Source organism: Streptomyces sp. NPDC046887 (genome assembly GCF_040644755.1).
Taxonomy (GTDB): Bacteria; Actinomycetota; Actinomycetes; order Streptomycetales; family Streptomycetaceae; genus Streptomyces; species Streptomyces lichenis.
On sequence record NZ_JBEYXH010000026.1, the window covers coordinates 46,564 to 59,634 of the forward strand.

Consider the following 13,071-nt stretch of genomic DNA (forward strand, 5'->3'; position numbering starts at 1 on the left):
TTATGCGGCCGCACCGAGCCCTCGCTCGCGCCGCCGACCCCACCACCATATAGATACCTAAGTTAGGTATGCAAGAGGAGCCTGACCGATGCCCGCACCGGAACCGGATCGCCGCGAGGACTTGCTGACGGTGCTCCCCCGGATCACCCAGCTCAGCGCCGCCATCACCAAGGGGCGACTGGTCGAGCGCGCCATGGAATCGGCCGCGCTGAGCCTGGACCGCCCCGCCGTCGGCGTACTGCTGACCCTCCGCATGGCCGACGGGGCCCTACGGGTCGGTGAGATCGCCGAGCGCATGCAGGTGGTGGGCCCGCACATCACCCGCCAGGTGCAGTCCCTGGAGAAGCACGGACTGGTACGCCGCGTCGCCGACCCGCTCGACCGCCGGGCCAGCCTCATCGAGCCGACCGAGGCCGGCACGGAGGCGGTGGACCGCTATATGACCTCGATACTGGGCTGGTTCACCGACACCCTGGCCCACTGGCCCGACCAGGACCGCGACGACCTCGCCCGCCTCCTGGGCCGCTTCGCCGACGATGTGACGGCGCGGCTCTCACGGGAGGGCGAGGGCGAGGGCGACTAGAGCGTCGCGATGAAGGCGGACCAGGCGGCGGGGGCCACGGTGAAGGGGGTGCGGTCGGTGTCCTTGGAGTCCCGGACGTGGACGGTGGCGAGGCAGGCGGCGACCTCAACGCAGTTGTCGCCGCCGTCACCGCTGTAGCTGGACTTGGCCCAAGGGAGGGCTACCTCTACGCAGTTGCCGCCACCTGCGCCGCTGTAGCTGGACTTGGTCCAGGAGAGCGCCACCTCAACACAGTTACCGCCGCCACCGCCGCTGTAACTGCTCTTGAACCAGTCGAGCTCCACGGCGCTCACCGCTCCCCCGCGAAGGCGGTGAAGGCCGCCCACGCCTCCGGACCGACCGAGAAGGGCCGCCGTGCGGTGTCCTTGGAATCGCGGACGTGGATGGAGGTGGGGCAGGCGGCGACCTCTACACAGTTGTCGCCGCCACCGCCGCTGTAGCTGGACTTAGCCCAGGAAAGGGCCACCTCGACGCAGTTGTCACCGCCGCTACCGCTGTAGCTGCTCTTGAACCAGTCGAGTTCCGTGGTGCTCATAGCGCTCCTCGCATCTGCTCCAGCAGGCTCCTGGTTGCCTGAGGGCTCAGAGCCTGTGAGCGCATCTTTCCATAGCGCATGAGCATGGCGCTGACGGTGTTCGGATCGCTGATGAGCAAGCTGGTTTCGTGGGCCTCGATGTAGCCGAGCCACTGATGTTCGGGGGTTTCAGCAAGGTAGACCTGTCCCTCGAAGCCGTGATGATCCTCGTGCCGCAACGGCATCACCTGGATCTCCACGTTGCGCAGGCGCCCTACCTCCAACATGTGGTCAAGAAGAGCTCGCTGCACGGCGGGCCCACCGAACATCCGCTCCAGCAGACCTTGCTCAACGATGAAGGAGAAGTCGGTGTTCGGCCGGTTGGAGAACAGCTCCTGCCGGGCCAGGCGCGAGGTGACTTGCAGCTCCACCTGCTCGCCACTGAGCGGAGGCAGCTGTCGATCGAAGATGGCTCGCAGGTAAGGCTCGGGCTGAAGCATGCCCGGAATGGCCCGACACTCGTAGGCGAACAGCGAGCGCGCCTCCGCCTCGATATCCGCCCATGCCAGAAACCGCGAGGCGAGTCCCGCCTTCCGAGTCAGCGCTCCGAAGGCAGCATCGAGCACCCGAGCCGGACCGGGCCCCAAGCTGTCCCTCACCCTTGGGATCAGGTCCTTCGGCGGAAAGCGCCTACCCTGCTCGATCTTGGCGATGTACGAAACGGAGTACCGCACCCGAGGCTCGAACTGTTCGCGGGTGAGGCCGGCTTCCTCCCTTAATGCCTTCAACACCCTGCCAAAGGTCCGCAGGGCCTCCGGCGGTTCCGATTCGCCCTGGGCGCGCCACGCCTCGCCGTCGTTCTCCGCCATCATGGGTGGGCCCGCCTTTCCGCACAGGAGGAGGCGCGGCCTACCGATCACTCCAGCCGCGCCGCCCCATGCTCACGCACCGTCACGCACACAGTCCATAGGGTCAGCAGACACAAACGGATCTGTGTCTCCGCCGTCCCTCCCGACCAGCACATCCGCCCCATCACGCTGACCGCATGGCACACACTGAGACCCAACCCCCGGTCACCGTACGTACGTTCGCCCAGCGATTCTCCTCCACCCGCCGGGGCGCCCGCCTCGCCCGACTGCTGACCGCGCACCAACTCACCGAGTGGGGCGTGCCGCGCGGGGCGTACGGGTTCGACGGCGTGACGCTCGTCGTGGCGGAGCTGGCGTCCAACGCCGTGCTGCACGGGCGTGTCCCCGGGCGGGACTTCGCGCTGCGGCTGGTCTACGAGGAGCCGTCGGCCCGGCTCCGTATCGAGGTGGCGGACACCCACGAGGGCCGCCCGGCACCCCGTACCGACCCGGAGGAAGTCCACGGCCACGGGCTGGCGTTGGTCGCGGCGCTCAGCGAGCGGTGGGGCGTGGACGAGCGGCAGGGACCCGGCAAGACGGTGTGGGCCGAGTGCTCGCTGCGACGGCGGGATCCCTCCTGAGCTCAGGTCAGGATGCGCCCTGGTCCAAGGACCGCACGCCACATCACTGCTCGGCGTCCGGGCGGATGTGGCCCCGGCGCTCCGCACCGCGCCGGTCGAGCGTGACCAGGCCGATCAATGAACGCCGCGCGATCCCGGGCCTGGGGCTCGCGGAGTACGAGCCGTTCGGTCCGAAGCGGAGCAGGAGGCGGCCAGGCGAGGAAGCCCAGTGCGGTCATGGCGGGCAACCTGTCGGCCGCCCGGCCACGGCATTCGTCACACCGGGATCAGCTCGGGATGAACGACCGTGCGGGCTCGCTCATACAGCGCCTGCGCCTCATGGTTGCGGATGTGCGGCCGAATCAGGTGGAACATGTCCGTCATGCGCTGGTCGATGCGGCCCGAGTTGACGAGGGGGTAGTCGTCCAGAGCGAGGGCCCACGTCTGACAGGCGGCTTCAAGGTGCCCTATGGACAGCTGCCGCTCGGCGAGGATCGCCCGTTCTTTGACGCGCGTCCGTCGATAGACGCTGTACCGAAGCCGGTCCGACATCTGCATGGCCGCAACCGCCCCCTGCACATCCCCCATTTCGAAGCGCACTTGACTGGTGTGGTAACTGAGCGACGCGGGGTCGTACGAGCCGAAGACCTTTCCGCGGGACTCTGCTTTGTCCATGGCCACTTCGGCTTCCCGCAGGTACATGAGGGCGGACCGCCGGTCCCCGATCTGCGCGGCTGCGTGTGCTTGCTGACCGGCGAGGAAGGCGCGCATCCGCGGGCCGGCCTGCGGGGAGGATGCTGCCGCAGCATCGGCGAGCCGTTGGGCCATCGGACCTTGACCAAGGTCCACAGCTTGCACGCTCATGCCCCGGAGCGTGGTGCAGTACGTCAGGTGATCTTCCGATGCTCCCGCGAGTTCCAGCGCTTTCAGGTAGTAGCGCTGCGCCAGGCCGTGCAAACCCTCGTCAACAGCCATGTACCCCGTCAGGTAGCAGAGGTCGGAAGCTGCGGACATCATGGCTTTCCGCACGTCCTCAGGGCCGTCTGTACAGAGGAGCGGGGCGACCGTATTCACCAGGAAGCTTGCGGCGAGAGGCCGAGCGGTACGGCCACCGAACTGGTCGTCCATGGACGAGAGCTGTTCCGTCATGGCAGAGACCGTGTGCACATCGGACATGCCGATACGGGTCCGCGTGCCTTTCTGGACAGCTTCCATCCTCCCCACCACGTCCGGCCACTCGGGGATGGTCAACGCCACGGAGAACAAAGCGACGCTGAGCACGCCACGACGGGATGGGTCCATGTCCAGCCTTCCGAGATCAATGATCCCGTCAACCATGCTGGAGGATGTCTTCTGCGTCCTACTGTCAGGGACCGGTAAGCCAACATCCACGTAGGTGACGGGTCGCCCAAGCCGTCGGGCGAATGCCTCCAAGATCAGCGAACGGGCATCCTCGCGCGGGTGACTCCCGCTCAACCATTGGTGAACGGACGGGGCACGGTACTGCTTCGGGGTGCCTCGCTCGGTTCCGATCCGGTTGATCGCTTGCGCACACTGCCGCAGCGTCCACCCGGTCTCGCGGAGCAGACCTTGTAATGCCGTGTTCGGCTCGCTGGTGCCCATGGCCGTTCAACTCCCCATGTACGGCCGCGTTAAGCACTTAACGGTCTTAATCCCTGCGCCCTTCCCGACAGTACCGCCAGGCGTGATCACACGATTGTCTGGGACCGAGGGCGGAAGGTCTGTCCTGGCTTCCTCCGGCGGTCAGAGTGGGTGCCCCCACTCGGCGGAGGGAGAAGCGCCCCATCGCGCTTGGAGAGGAGGGAGAGCACGCATGGACCAGGAGTTCACCACGGACACAGCCGACGAGTCGGAAGTTCCGGCAGTCATCGTTCTGGGTGACGCTGCCGCGCTGACGCGTGGCGGCGCAGACTCGGGAGTCGAGTCGAAGCAGACCCCGTACGACTGATCGAGCGCAGGGCGGCCCCCCGGCGGGAGCAAACCTCACGGGGGCCGCTCGTTTCCGGTAGCGGGAGAGGTGGCGAGATGGAGGAACACAAGGCGCGGTGGTACGGCGGCAGCTCACCAGGCAACCGTCCAGCCGCCACGCCCATGGGGGCACGTCTGCTCTGGCGTGACCCTGCGCTGTGGGTCTGCGGAGAGTGGCATCCCGAGCACTTACGGACCATGGAATTGGGCATCGCACGAATAGCTGTACTCGGCCCGTGCTCGGCCACCCGACACGACTTGACCCGTGCCCTGATGGCCACCGACCTTGCGGCGGTCGCGCGGACGTGGTCGGGCTCCCACACTGTTGTTCGGCTGGCTGAGTGGGGGCGTGTGGAAGTTCTTGCGGACGCCGGGGCAGCCTCGCCCCTCTATACCGTCAACACCCCACACGGAACGGTGTGGGGGTCCAGCTCCCTCGCGCTGTCCCCGCTCGCCGGTGGACGCGTCGATACCTGGTGGCTCGCCGCGTTCCTCCGTGACAGGCACAATTCCGCAAGGGGACTTAGCGCGTGGGCGGGGGTCGCGCCGGTTCCCGCCGGGCACCTGCTGACGCTTGACACCGAGGGCGGAACGTCGCTGTCCATGTGGTGGAGGCCGACACGGCGTCCGCCGCATGAGGCGTCGGCAGCACTTCGGCGGGCGCTCGGCGAGGGTGTCCGGGTGCGGGTGGAAGGGGTGCCCGCGACCAGCGACCTTGCGGGCATGGACTCGACCACGGTGACGCTGCTCGCCGCGCAGCACGGGCCGATTACGGGCGTCACCGCGCATCCGGCGAACGTCACCAGTGGCGGAGACATGCAGTACGCCCAAGCCCTGACCGTCCCGAACCTGACCCGAGCACCGTTCCCGCTCGGCATACGGCATCTGCCGTTCACGGCGACCGACGTGCCATTGCCGGCAACGGACGAGCCTGCTCCGTCAACGGCGGTGTGGTCGATGTTCTCGGACCAGCTCGGCACCTTCGCCGCCGCGGGCTTCCTCTGCCACTTGACCGGCGATGGCGGAGACAACTTGTTCTTACGCCCGCCTGCACACCTGGCGGGCCTCGCGCGTGACGGGCACTGGGTCCGGATGTTCGGGGATGCCCGGGACTGGGCTCGGCTGCGTCGTCGAAGTCCCCTCCCATTGATCGGTGCCGCGTTGCGAGGCGACGCTTCCCGCATCGGCCGACCGGATCTCGGGGGACCGAAGTGGCTCACCGCGCCCGTGCCGCGAGTGGACGCCCCCACCGGACCCCACGCGGACCAGGTACTGGTGGCCGAGCTGCGCACCGTGGCACGGTCGGCGTATGCGGAGATCCAGCTTGCGGACGCGGTCGGTGTGGCTCTGCACAACCCTTACTTCGACGGGGCGGTCTTGGACGCGGTGGTCTCGGCCCCTGTCGAACAGCGGTACTCGGCTCGACGGTACAAGCCGATGCTTGCGGACACGTTCGCCGATCTGCTGCCCGACGCACACCGCCGAAGAGCGGCCAAGGGTTTGATGGTCGGCGACTTCCACTTGGGGCTACGGGCCAACCGCCGTCGTGTACTCGGCCTCGCGGATGGTCGGTTGGCGGCCCTCGGGCTCGTCACCCCGCCGCCACTGCGGGCGACGGTTCACGCGGCCGCTCTCGGTGCGGCGACGACATGGCCCCCGCTGCTATCCGCCCTCGCTGCGGAGGCATGGCTGGAGGCAGTCGAGCGCACGCCCGGAACCGAGTGGACGCAGACCACTCCGACCCCGCCGGGAGCGCTGTGAGCCGCACCAACACCGTGGTCGCCCGTGCCTCTCACGCGTCAGTCGTGATCGATTACGACACGGGCATGACCGAGCTACGTCCCACATCGGACGCGGTAACCGCTCTGGGTGCGAGCGTCGTTGACCTTCCGGACGCCGTGATGACGTGGGGGACGGTCGAACAGTCGGCGGACCTGCCGGCCCCGGCCCCGGTGCCGATGCGGTGGCGGGTCATTGCCGTGCCGGTTGTTCTGGCCACCGCCACCACGTGGGCGGTCGGGCGTCGCCGAAACCGGTTCGCTCGGCTCGTCCGCCTCGCGTGCTCGGGGCGCGATTTGCCTCCGGCCACGACGTCTCAGGCTCGCTACGCTGTGCGCGCCGTTCGCTGGGCCGCACAGCTCTTGCCGATGCGCTGGGCATGCCTGGAGGACTCCACGGCTGCCGCCTTGATGCTGACGGTCGCTCGACGCCGCGCCGAGTGGCGGCACGGGGTGGCTCTCGACCCCGTGCGGCTGCACGCCTGGATAGCCGACGCGGACGGAACCCCGGTCGAGGAACCGGCGGACACCACGCTGTATCACCCCACCTACACCCCGGACGGGCCCGGACCGGCACGGACCACCAGGAAGGTACGACCATGAGTGACCCGCACATCCTGCTGAACGGTGAAACGCTCGCCCTCGCGATGCCCCGCCAGGACATGCTGCCGATGTATCACGCCTGGGAGAACGACCCGCGGACGATCCTCGGATACGGAAACCAGTGGCCGCAGTCCTGGGAAGTACGCGCCGCGGGGTACGAGCGCCAGCGAGGAAACGAGCGCTATCAGCAGTTCGAGGTCGTGCGACTGGACGACGGTGTGCCCGTGGGACTGACGATCCTGGAAGTCAACACCTACAGCCGTACGGCCGAGTTCGTGATCGTCCTCGCCCCTGAGGAGCGCGGGAAGGGGCACGCCACGGAAGCGGCTCGCCTGACGCTGGACTGGGCGTTTCACCTGGCCCACCTGCGCATGGTCTGGCTCAAGGTGCTTGAGCCCAACGCGGCCGGAGTCAGCGCGTACGAGAAGGCGGGGTTCCGCCCGTCCGGACGGCTCCGCCAATCGGGATTCTGGCTCGGCAAGCCCGTGGACGAACTGATCATGGACGCGCTGGCCGAGGAGTTCCCCGGCCCGTCCGCCGTGAGCGCCGCCGTCGAGCGCTGACCGTCCGGCGTCCGGCCGCCTGGTGATCGATGGTGCCCGGCGGCTACTCGCCCGCCACGCAGAACTCGTTGCCCTCGATGTCCTGAAGGATGTTCCAGGTCAGCGGGCCGGCAGAGTGTTCGCCGACCAGGGTGGCGCCGAGGGCGACCAGGCGGGCGACCTCGGCGTGGCGGTCCTCGGTGTGGAAGTCGACATGGACCCGGTTCTTGGACTGCCGGGGCTCGGACACGTGCTGGAAGCCGAGGACCAGGGGCTGGGCGCCGAGGATGACGAACTCGCCGCCGAAGTCCTGGGCGATCTCCGCGTCCAGGGCCTTGGCCCACCAGGCGGCGAGGCGGCGGGGCTCGTCGCAGTCGATCGTGATCATCTTCGCGTCCAGGGTCATGGGGCCGACCCTAGCCGCGGTCGTGCGGGGGCGCCCGGTCAGGCCTCGGTTTCCCAGGCGCGGGGGCGGTCCAGCTTCTCCCATTCGGGACGGAGGAGGGAGAGGACGGCGACATCGTGGCGACGGCCGCGGTGGAGGCAGGCGGAGCGGCGGACGCCCTCCTGGACGAAGCCGGACGCGGCGAGGACGGCCAGGGCGGGGGCGTTGGCGGTGTGGGTGGCCGCGAAGAGGCGGTACATCGGCAGTTCGCCGAACGCCAGGTCGACGAGGGCGTTGAGGGCGGGGACAGCGTGGCCCTCGCCGCGGTGCTCGGGGGCGAGCAGGAGCAGGACCTCGGCGGTGCCGTCGACGATGTTCTGGTCGGTGAGGGCGGTGTAGCCGATGGGTGTGCCGTCGGGGAGGAGGACGAGGAAGTCGTCGCGATCGTTGTCCTCGCTGTCGCGCTCGATGCGCTCGCGGGTCGCGGTGAGGGAGCGGGGCCAGACCCCGATCTCGTACGCGGCCACCGGGTCGGACCGCCAGGTGTGCACCAGCTCGGCGTCGTCGGTGTCCAGGGCGGCGAGGTGCACCGCTCCGGCGCGCCAGGCGGGTATCCGTTCCGCCTCCTCGTCCTGCTCGGTGCCGGTGCCGTCCTGGTCTTCGTTCATGGACGGATGGTAAGAGGGCACGCACCCCTGGGAACAGCGGTTTTCACTGTCAGGGCAGGTCAGGGGTAAAGAGGGCTGATCAGAGCTTGAAGACGCCGCGCCAGGTCCAGCCGGCGCCCAGTACGGCGTTCCGTAGCGCGTCCGTCATCTCGCGGGTGTCGAAGCGGAGCGTCTCGACGCGGCGCCTCTTGCCGTCCGGCCCCCGTTCGACCTTCCACTGGCGGTACACCTTGAACGCGGGGCCTTTGCCGTACTGGCGGCTCGTGGAGCCGGACGTGCGCTCCTTCTCCCACCACTCGTGCAGCGCCAGCACCTCGTGCTTCGCCGGGACCAGACGCATGCTGACCTTGATGCGCGTACCCACCTCCGGCAACTGGCACTCCACCACCACAGTGCCCTTCTCACCGGCCGTGGGGTAGCGCACGCGGTAGCGCAGGTCGGGTGCGTTGAGGGAGAAGAGCAGGTTGCGCACCTCCCAGTGGGAGGACGGGGGGACACCGTCGTCGGGGTGCCGGGTGCCCATGTACCTGTCCCATAGACGCCCCATGGTCTCCGGCTCCTCCCCCGTGTCTTTCGGTTCTCCCCGAGTCGCCAGGTTAGACGGCCCGTCCGGGGTACCACCGGCCCGGCCCCGTTTCCGGGCGGGCGGTCGGGATACTCGCGGGCCATGGCTGGTATGCACACCCCGGGAAGCGGGGACGGACGCGGGGACGAGGCGGGGCGGACCGGAAGCGGGCCGTCGGACGGGGCCGGCGGGGTCGGGCCCGGGCCCGCGGTGGAGGCGAACGCGCCGGACAAGCCGACGGAGCTGCCGAAGCGGTCCTGGGGCGCGCTGCTGAAGCGGACCTTCGCGGAGTTCCAGGACGACGAGCTGACCGACAAGGCGGCGGCGCTCACCTACTACTCGGTGCTCTCGCTCTTCCCGGCACTGCTGGCGATGGTGTCGATCCTCGGCCTGGCGGGCGAGTCGGCGGTGGACAGCGTGCTGGAGAACCTGCGCAAGCTGGCGCCCGGCCCGGCGCGGGACATCATCACCCAGGCGGTGGAGCAGCTGCGGGGCGGGGGCGGTCTCGGGTCCCTGATGGCGGTCGTCGGTCTGGTGCTGGCGATCTGGTCGGCGTCGGGGTACATCGCGGCCTTCATCCGCGCCTCGAACGCGGTCTACGACCTGCCGGAGGGCCGTCCGGCGACCAAGGTGCTGCCGCTGCGGCTGGTGCTGACGGTGGTGCTGATGCTGCTGGCGGTGGCGAGCGCGCTGATCGTGGTGTTCACCGGGGGGCTGGCCCGGCGGGCGGGCGACGCACTGGGGCTGGGCGAGACGGCCGTCACGGTGTGGTCGATCGCCAAGTGGCCGGTGCTGGTCATCCTGGTCACGATGATGATCGCGATCCTGTACTGGGCGGCGCCCAACGCCCGGGGGCGCGGCTTCCGCTGGGTGACGCCGGGCAGTGTGCTGGCCCTGCTGCTGTGGATGGTCGCCTCGGGCGGCTTCGCGGTGTACGTGGCCAACTTCGCCTCGTACAACAAGACCTACGGGACGCTCGCGGGTGTGATCGTCTTCCTGGTGTGGCTGTGGATCACCAATCTGGTCATCCTGCTGGGGCTGGAGTTCGACGCGGAGCTGGCCCGGCAGCGCGCCATCGAGGGCGGGCACCCGGTCGATGCCGAGCCGTATGTGGAGCCGCGGGACACCACCAAGTGGACGGAGGAGGACCGGCGGAGGATGGGCTGATTACCCACCGGGGTCACCGGGGCCGTCGGGTGAAGGCGCCCGGCGGCCCCGGTGGCGGTCAGATGACGATGACCCGGCGGCCGCGGGTGTGGCCCGCCTGGCTGTCGTTGTGCGCCGCCGCGGCCTCGGCGAGCGGGTAGGACTTCTCGACCGGGATGTGCAGCTTCCCCCGGGCGATGAGGTCGGCGGCCTCGGCGAGCGCAGCCGGGACGCTCCCGGCCATGCCGGAGAACCGCACCCCGTGCTCGGGGGCGGTGAGGTCGGCGATGGAGACCACCGTGCGCGGGTCCCCGGTCAGCTCGACCAGTTCGCGGAGGACGCCCGACCCGGCCAGGTCGAGCGCCGCGTCGACGGGGCCGAGCCGCCGCACCCGCTCGACCCAGCCCCCGCCGTAGGTCGTGGCGCGGGCGCCGAGGCCGCGCAGATAGTCCTGGTTTCCGGCCCCCGCCAGGCCGATCACGGTGATGCCGCGCTCGCGGGCGATCTGCAGCACCGCCGACCCGACTCCCCCGGACGCGCCGCTGACCAGCAGTGTCTGCCCGGGCCGCACCCCCACCTCGTGGATGACCCGCAGCGCGGTCTCCACCACGGAGGGGTACCCGGCCGCCTCTTCGAACGTCAGCCCCTCGGGCATCCGGGCCCAGGCCGACAGCACGGCGAACTCGGCGTAGGTGGCGGCGCCTTCGCCGAACACATGGTCGCCGACCCCGACCCCTTCCACGCCCTCCCCGACCTCGTCCACCACTCCGGCGGCGTCCAGCCCGACTCCGGCGGGCAGGGTGATCGGGTGGGCCCCGAGGACCTGCCCCTCGCGGAGCCGCCAGTCGACGGGGTTCACACCCGCCGCGCGCACGGCGATACGTATCCGCCCGGGGCCCGCGTGCGGCCGCTCGGCGTCCTCCTCCAGGCGCAGCACGTCCGGACCGCCGAACTCGGCGAAGCTCACTCTCTTCATCTGGGTCGCAGCACTCATGCCAGGGAACGTAGCACTAACGGTTAGTCTTTCGGAACGGTTGCGTTTTCGCAGCTGGTAGCGTACGAGTATGACCGTGCCGACCGGACGACGTGAGCGCAAGAAGGCCGCGACCCGCCAGAAGATCGCCGACACCGCGCTGCGGCTCTTCCTGGACCGGGGGTACGAGGCGGTGGGCATCCGCGAGGTGGCCGCCGAGGCCGATGTGGCCGTCACCACGGTCTTTGCCCACTTCGCCGCCAAGGAGGCCCTGGTCTTCGAGCGGGACGGCGACTTCGAGCAGCGCCTCACCGAGGCGGTCACCGGGTCGGCGGGGCGGGCGGGGCTCGTTCCCGCGCTGAGGGCTGAGATCCTGGCCCAGGTGCGGCACTGCACGGCGGAGAGCGCCGCGCCGGTCTGGCAGATGATCGACGGCTCACCGGCGCTGCGGGAGTACGAGGCGTCGATGAGGCAGCGGCACGCGGAGTCGCTGGCCGCGGCCATCGCCGCCGGTCCCGGCCGGGCCCGTTCCGCGACGGCCGGGCGGACCCTCGCGCGGTTCGCGGTCGAGGCCTTCGCACTGGCCCGTGAGGCGGCGGATCCGGAGGCCGCGGTGGACGAGGTCTTCCGGATGATCGAGGCGGCCTGGGAGGCCACCGGCCCCTCCGAGTCCTGAACGGACCTGGGCCGAGGGGCCGGTCACCTTCCGCGGGCAGTGCGGTCCCGCTGGCTCAGTCCTGGTGCACCCGGTGGGTGCGCATACGGAAGGGCCCTTCGGGATGACGGTGCGCCGGCATGCTTGCGGTCAACCCGTGAGATGGCCGAGCCTGACGGCGCCGTTGCGCCTGCGCCGGTGAACAGCGGCGGACGAAACGGCGAACGGGGGCGGGGGGTGCGTACAGCAGGGAGGGCCGCACCTCCCCAGGAGAGGTACGGCCCCTGTCGGCCCGTCAGTCGGCGGGTGTGCGTCAGCCGTTCGCGGCGACGGTCTTGGGGTCGACCACCTCGCCGGCCGGGGGCTGCTCGACCTGGACCTTGGCGTTGTAGTCGCTGAAGGTCGCCTCACCGGGCTGCTTGCCGCCCTCGGTGACGGACTTGAGGATGTACGGCTCGCCCTCGGTGGCGACGTACATGGTCAGCTTCTCGCCACCGCTCTTCTCCTTGGTGAGGACCAGCGCCTCCTTGCCGTCCACCTTGGTGGTCTCGCCGCGCTTCATGCCCTTGCGCGCGGACTTGTCGCTGTCCATCGCGGCGATGACGGACTGCTTGTCGCACATTCCCTGGGTGGAGCTCTCGCCCGGCTGGCTCTTCACCCACTTGTCCTGGAGCTTTCCGATGACCTTGTCGGTACCGGGCTGCCCCTGGAGCGCGGTCTGCCAGAACTTCTCATTGCCCTTGATGTACAAGGCCTGACCGGACTGCCGGACATCGGCCTTCGCCTGCTGCATGGACATCGTGCCCGTACAGTTGTCCTTCTCGTCCACCTGGAAATCCGAGGTGATGGTCTGCGGCGCGCCCTGCGGCTTCGCGGTGCCCGCGATACGGACCGAGTTCGCGTCCCTTGTCGCCTTCACGGCCTTGGCCGCGATGTCGTCCGCGCTCTGCCCGGCGAACGGCTCGTCCGACCCCTTGTCACCGCAGCCGGCGAGCCCGGTGACCCCCACGCAGACCAGGGCGGCGGTAAGGACGGCGTTCCTCTTCAGCGAATTCACGGCCATGACATTCCCTCCCCGACGGAATTCTCGATTCCGCTCAGAATGATTCCCCGACTTCACACGAATGACTTCTACGAACGGCTTCACGGATGACTTCTACGGCGTCCGAATACCCGGGTTCTCGGGAAGGGAACGGAAAAGA

At 69.4% G+C, this 13,071-nt stretch carries 17 protein-coding genes and 1 pseudogene; 8 read left to right on the forward strand and 10 right to left on the reverse strand.

The features are described 5' to 3' along the window. The first annotated feature begins 88 nt into the window (after positions 1 to 88). Positions 89 to 583, forward strand: a complete 495-nt coding sequence (locus ABZ945_RS22470; RefSeq protein ID WP_361272288.1) for a MarR family transcriptional regulator — start codon at positions 89 to 91, stop codon at positions 581 to 583. Here the strand turns inward: ABZ945_RS22470 and ABZ945_RS22475 are convergent. The 3 genes from ABZ945_RS22475 to ABZ945_RS22485 are packed head-to-tail and all read right to left on the reverse strand — an operon-like array spanning position 580 to position 1,969. Continuing rightward, complete coding sequence (locus tag ABZ945_RS22475; RefSeq protein ID WP_361272291.1) at positions 580 to 876, reverse strand: DUF397 domain-containing protein; 297 nt, start codon at positions 874 to 876, stop codon at positions 580 to 582. The genes ABZ945_RS22470 and ABZ945_RS22475 overlap by 4 nt on opposite strands. Beyond that, complete coding sequence (locus ABZ945_RS22480; protein WP_361272294.1) at positions 873 to 1,118, reverse strand: DUF397 domain-containing protein; 246 nt, start codon at positions 1,116 to 1,118, stop codon at positions 873 to 875. Before ABZ945_RS22480 ends, ABZ945_RS22475 begins: the two co-directional genes overlap by 4 nt. Then, positions 1,115 to 1,969, reverse strand: a complete 855-nt coding sequence (locus ABZ945_RS22485) for a Scr1 family TA system antitoxin-like transcriptional regulator (protein WP_361272297.1) — start codon at positions 1,967 to 1,969, stop codon at positions 1,115 to 1,117. The genes ABZ945_RS22480 and ABZ945_RS22485 overlap by 4 nt, the downstream gene beginning before the upstream one ends. Positions 1,970 to 2,142: 173 nt before the next feature. On the opposite strand from ABZ945_RS22485, the gene ABZ945_RS22490 reads away from it, so the two are divergent. Beyond that, positions 2,143 to 2,586 (forward strand): ATP-binding protein, encoded by a 444-nt coding sequence (locus ABZ945_RS22490; RefSeq protein ID WP_361272300.1) that lies wholly within the window; start codon positions 2,143 to 2,145, stop codon positions 2,584 to 2,586. A gap of 113 nt (positions 2,587 to 2,699) precedes the next feature. Here the strand turns inward: ABZ945_RS22490 and ABZ945_RS22495 are convergent. Then, positions 2,700 to 2,804: pseudogene (locus ABZ945_RS22495) on the reverse strand (GNAT family N-acetyltransferase); the annotation flags it as partial. A 37-nt stretch (positions 2,805 to 2,841) separates the two neighbouring features. Further along, positions 2,842 to 4,188, reverse strand: a complete 1,347-nt coding sequence (locus tag ABZ945_RS22500) for a tetratricopeptide repeat protein (protein WP_361272303.1) — start codon at positions 4,186 to 4,188, stop codon at positions 2,842 to 2,844. 211 nt (positions 4,189 to 4,399) lie between these two features. On the opposite strand from ABZ945_RS22500, the gene ABZ945_RS22505 reads away from it, so the two are divergent. The 4 genes from ABZ945_RS22505 to ABZ945_RS22520 all read left to right on the forward strand — a co-directional run bounded on the left by ABZ945_RS22505 (position 4,400) and on the right by ABZ945_RS22520 (position 7,498). Next, positions 4,400 to 4,534 carry an albusnodin family lasso peptide gene (locus tag ABZ945_RS22505; protein WP_361272306.1) on the forward strand — a complete coding sequence of 45 codons (135 nt, stop codon included), beginning with the start codon at positions 4,400 to 4,402 and terminating at the stop codon, positions 4,532 to 4,534. A 77-nt stretch (positions 4,535 to 4,611) separates the two neighbouring features. Then, entirely contained in the window at positions 4,612 to 6,315 is a 1,704-nt protein-coding gene (locus ABZ945_RS22510; protein ID WP_361272309.1) for an albusnodin/ikarugamycin family macrolactam cyclase, read from the forward strand. Then, entirely contained in the window at positions 6,312 to 6,935 is a 624-nt protein-coding gene (locus ABZ945_RS22515) for a lasso peptide biosynthesis B2 protein (RefSeq protein ID WP_361272311.1), read from the forward strand. Before ABZ945_RS22510 ends, ABZ945_RS22515 begins: the two co-directional genes overlap by 4 nt. Then, positions 6,932 to 7,498 carry a GNAT family protein gene (locus ABZ945_RS22520; protein WP_361272314.1) on the forward strand — a complete coding sequence of 189 codons (567 nt, stop codon included), beginning with the start codon at positions 6,932 to 6,934 and terminating at the stop codon, positions 7,496 to 7,498. Before ABZ945_RS22515 ends, ABZ945_RS22520 begins: the two co-directional genes overlap by 4 nt. Positions 7,499 to 7,541: 43 nt before the next feature. Here ABZ945_RS22520 and ABZ945_RS22525 read toward each other — a convergent pair whose 3' ends face one another. From ABZ945_RS22525 to ABZ945_RS22535, 3 genes are all read right to left on the reverse strand, one after another. Then, positions 7,542 to 7,883, reverse strand: a complete 342-nt coding sequence (locus tag ABZ945_RS22525; RefSeq protein WP_361272316.1) for a VOC family protein — start codon at positions 7,881 to 7,883, stop codon at positions 7,542 to 7,544. Between the two features lie 38 nt (positions 7,884 to 7,921). Further along, entirely contained in the window at positions 7,922 to 8,530 is a 609-nt protein-coding gene (locus tag ABZ945_RS22530; RefSeq protein WP_361272319.1) for a GNAT family protein, read from the reverse strand. 79 nt (positions 8,531 to 8,609) lie between these two features. Next, positions 8,610 to 9,077 (reverse strand): hypothetical protein, encoded by a 468-nt coding sequence (locus ABZ945_RS22535; protein ID WP_361272322.1) that lies wholly within the window; start codon positions 9,075 to 9,077, stop codon positions 8,610 to 8,612. A 120-nt stretch (positions 9,078 to 9,197) separates the two neighbouring features. On the opposite strand from ABZ945_RS22535, the gene ABZ945_RS22540 reads away from it, so the two are divergent. Next, on the forward strand, positions 9,198 to 10,262 hold the full coding sequence (locus ABZ945_RS22540; protein WP_361272325.1) for a YihY/virulence factor BrkB family protein: 1,065 nt from the start codon (positions 9,198 to 9,200) through the stop codon (positions 10,260 to 10,262). A gap of 58 nt (positions 10,263 to 10,320) precedes the next feature. Here ABZ945_RS22540 and ABZ945_RS22545 read toward each other — a convergent pair whose 3' ends face one another. Further along, entirely contained in the window at positions 10,321 to 11,217 is an 897-nt protein-coding gene (locus ABZ945_RS22545; RefSeq protein ID WP_361272410.1) for an NADP-dependent oxidoreductase, read from the reverse strand. 88 nt (positions 11,218 to 11,305) lie between these two features. Between ABZ945_RS22545 and ABZ945_RS22550 the strand changes: the two genes are divergently transcribed. Further along, entirely contained in the window at positions 11,306 to 11,890 is a 585-nt protein-coding gene (locus ABZ945_RS22550) for a helix-turn-helix domain-containing protein (RefSeq protein ID WP_361272327.1), read from the forward strand. A 292-nt stretch (positions 11,891 to 12,182) separates the two neighbouring features. Here the strand turns inward: ABZ945_RS22550 and ABZ945_RS22555 are convergent, their stop codons facing one another. Continuing rightward, a complete protein-coding gene (locus tag ABZ945_RS22555) occupies positions 12,183 to 12,932 on the reverse strand; it encodes a hypothetical protein (RefSeq protein WP_361272330.1) in 750 nt (249 codons plus the stop codon). Positions 12,933 to 13,071: the final 139 nt, after the last annotated feature.

What these genes read in the sequence shown, in the direction of transcription:
- ABZ945_RS22470 (WP_361272288.1), top strand. Translation starts at nt 89, where the DNA reads ATGCCCGCACCGGAACCGGATCGCCGCGAGGACTTGCTGACGGTGCTC.
- ABZ945_RS22480 (WP_361272294.1), bottom strand. Translation starts at nt 1,118, where the DNA reads ATGAGCACCACGGAACTCGACTGGTTCAAGAGCAGCTACAGCGGTAGC.
- ABZ945_RS22485 (WP_361272297.1), bottom strand. Translation starts at nt 1,969, where the DNA reads ATGATGGCGGAGAACGACGGCGAGGCGTGGCGCGCCCAGGGCGAATCG.
- ABZ945_RS22490 (WP_361272300.1), top strand. Translation starts at nt 2,143, where the DNA reads ATGGCACACACTGAGACCCAACCCCCGGTCACCGTACGTACGTTCGCC.
- ABZ945_RS22500 (WP_361272303.1), bottom strand. Translation starts at nt 4,188, where the DNA reads ATGGGCACCAGCGAGCCGAACACGGCATTACAAGGTCTGCTCCGCGAG.
- ABZ945_RS22505 (WP_361272306.1), top strand. Translation starts at nt 4,400, where the DNA reads ATGGACCAGGAGTTCACCACGGACACAGCCGACGAGTCGGAAGTTCCG.
- ABZ945_RS22510 (WP_361272309.1), top strand. Translation starts at nt 4,612, where the DNA reads ATGGAGGAACACAAGGCGCGGTGGTACGGCGGCAGCTCACCAGGCAAC.
- ABZ945_RS22520 (WP_361272314.1), top strand. Translation starts at nt 6,932, where the DNA reads ATGAGTGACCCGCACATCCTGCTGAACGGTGAAACGCTCGCCCTCGCG.
- ABZ945_RS22525 (WP_361272316.1), bottom strand. Translation starts at nt 7,883, where the DNA reads ATGACCCTGGACGCGAAGATGATCACGATCGACTGCGACGAGCCCCGC.
- ABZ945_RS22530 (WP_361272319.1), bottom strand. Translation starts at nt 8,530, where the DNA reads ATGAACGAAGACCAGGACGGCACCGGCACCGAGCAGGACGAGGAGGCG.
- ABZ945_RS22535 (WP_361272322.1), bottom strand. Translation starts at nt 9,077, where the DNA reads ATGGGGCGTCTATGGGACAGGTACATGGGCACCCGGCACCCCGACGAC.
- ABZ945_RS22540 (WP_361272325.1), top strand. Translation starts at nt 9,198, where the DNA reads ATGGCTGGTATGCACACCCCGGGAAGCGGGGACGGACGCGGGGACGAG.
- ABZ945_RS22545 (WP_361272410.1), bottom strand. Translation starts at nt 11,217, where the DNA reads ATGAAGAGAGTGAGCTTCGCCGAGTTCGGCGGTCCGGACGTGCTGCGC.
- ABZ945_RS22550 (WP_361272327.1), top strand. Translation starts at nt 11,306, where the DNA reads ATGACCGTGCCGACCGGACGACGTGAGCGCAAGAAGGCCGCGACCCGC.
- ABZ945_RS22555 (WP_361272330.1), bottom strand. Translation starts at nt 12,932, where the DNA reads ATGGCCGTGAATTCGCTGAAGAGGAACGCCGTCCTTACCGCCGCCCTG.